Origin of the sequence: Acetonema longum DSM 6540 (genome assembly GCF_000219125.1) — a bacterium.
Taxonomy (GTDB): domain Bacteria; phylum Bacillota; class Negativicutes; order Sporomusales; family Acetonemataceae; genus Acetonema; species Acetonema longum.
This window is the reverse complement of sequence record NZ_AFGF01000004.1, coordinates 1-1,891: the sequence shown is the minus strand read 5'-3', so window position 1 is coordinate 1,891 and position 1,891 is coordinate 1. Positions and strand designations below refer to the sequence as shown.

General features: G+C 45.3%; 2 protein-coding genes and 1 pseudogene. All 3 read right to left on the bottom strand.

What is annotated here, in order from left to right:
• Nucleotides 1-186 precede the first annotated feature (186 nt).
• Nucleotides 187-648 (bottom strand): GNAT family N-acetyltransferase, encoded by a 462-nt coding sequence (locus ALO_RS00035; RefSeq protein ID WP_004091557.1) that lies wholly within the window; start codon nucleotides 646-648, stop codon nucleotides 187-189.
• Between the two features lie 210 nt (nucleotides 649-858).
• Nucleotides 859-1,569, bottom strand: coding sequence for a HEAT repeat domain-containing protein (locus ALO_RS00030; protein WP_004091554.1), 711 nt, complete (start codon nucleotides 1,567-1,569; stop codon nucleotides 859-861).
• 196 nt (nucleotides 1,570-1,765) lie between these two features.
• Nucleotides 1,766-1,891 (bottom strand): annotated as a pseudogene (locus ALO_RS23875) (ADP-ribose pyrophosphatase); the annotation flags it as partial.

Here is a 1,891-nt window from a genome sequence, read left to right as displayed (position 1 = left end):
TCTTCCGGTTGAAACTTTGCCGGGACGGTACGAGGCGTTTTACAAGCAGTTAAGCGATGCGCTTACTGCGGGAAGCGCGAAATACAATCTGTATCATTGAATACGCCATGCAGAGTCAGCGGGAGCAAAAAACAATACAGATTTCCTATTAAATTGAAGTAAGTGTAAGATATAATCGCAAATTTGTTAATCGAACTGTTTTTCCAGCCTTTTATGCAAAACAAACTTTTGGCAAGGATAATCCATTTCCACGATTAATTCATCGGGAACAAATCCACAACGTAAATACAGCGCCCGGGCGCCTTCACCTTTTGGATCACCCTCACGATATGTGGTAACCCAAATCTCCTTACCTGACGGGAATACCGAAATCATTGTTTTAATCATATGAAATGCAATGCCGCCCTTTCTAAATGCAGGGTGTACGGCTAAAAAAGCAAGAATGCTCTGTTCAGTGGAAAACAGAAGTATGCCAACTATTTGACCTCGCACCTTTGCGCAAATAGCCTCCTGTTTTTCAATGCACTCTTTCAGTGATTTTCGATATTCCTCTTTTTCTAAGCCCGGAAAGTAGTCCTCTACAATATCAACAAGAGCCATCCAATCCTCTATATCACTATGATGAGCAAACTTTGTTACAACGTCCATGGATATTCATTCCTTTTCTGTCCTGCCTGATTATTCTTCATTAATACCACGCCAAGAGAATACTGCCAATCGTAATGCCGGACTTCGGGCCAACTTAGGCTTGTTGACAAACTCCTAAATCGCGGGGGCTTTGGGGCTTGACTTAATTCTCACGGGTTTGAAAAGCCTGACACAGAATCCCTGACTCTATGATGCGGCCAAAGTGGCCTGTCACGAATACCTCGTGCTTATGAGGTGGAGAGACCTTTTGGCTTCCTCTCCGAGGACATTGTTGTAGGCAGAAAAGCCTTGCAGAATACTCAAGCTTTGGGGTAGAGGGAACGCAGACAGGCAAAGAAGCGCTTTCCACACAATCAGTTGACTGTGTTCATACACGCTGAACACTCTGTAAATCTCCTGCGCATGTGTCTCCGTTGCCATCTCCGGATGATAGAAGACCATAAATCCAATAGAGTCCAGTACCTCGCTGATTCTTTCCGCATCGCCGCCATGCAAAACATCCAAAAGCGCAGGAAATATCGAACCGTTCATTTTTCCCAGAGACCTTGCGATGATATCTCGCGGCAATGGGTAAGACTTTTTTGCAGAAATCCTGTCCGGCAGCGCATAATGCTGGTTTCTTCCAATTTTGCCAAGATACAGGATCATTTTTCTGGCCGTGGACAGGTCACCTTTCTCAAGCGTCTCGCAGATTGCGATTTTCGTGTACAGGCATTTCTCCATAGCAAGTTGTTCCAATAGATGCGCGACGACCACTGCATCCACCGCGGAAAGGCAGCGGGCGGCTGCAGTCCGGGTCACGGGATCATCCGAATGCAGCAGGGCAACCAACTGGGAAACGGGAAAAGGTTTCAGCTTGGCAACATCCCCTTCTGAGGCAAATCCCCGCCTTTGTAGATCTTGTCCGGTACTTTTCAGCAAGATTGGCGACACCTTCTTCTTTTCTGCATCATGTTAGTTTAGAGGAAAATGGCGCAGAGCCCGATAGCCAGACCTGCGCCGGTTTACTTTTAATTCAATAAGAGATTTGCTGCTACTCTTCCAATTGCCGGATGTGTCTGTCAGCCCGAACCAGTTCCCTTGTCCCTATTGGGATGTAACATGTAATCGGAATTTGTTAATCGAACTGTGTTTTCCAGCTTTTAGAATGGTAAGCTTCGAAACACATTTTTATTTGCTCCTCATTATTCTTTTCAGTTGCTAACTTTGGCAATTCATCTATGCCAAAATAGTTACTTTCAAG

Coding starts and splice junctions, on each gene's coding strand:
- ALO_RS00035 (WP_004091557.1), bottom strand. CDS start 648: ATGGACGTTGTAACAAAGTTTGCTCATCATAGTGATATAGAGGATTGG.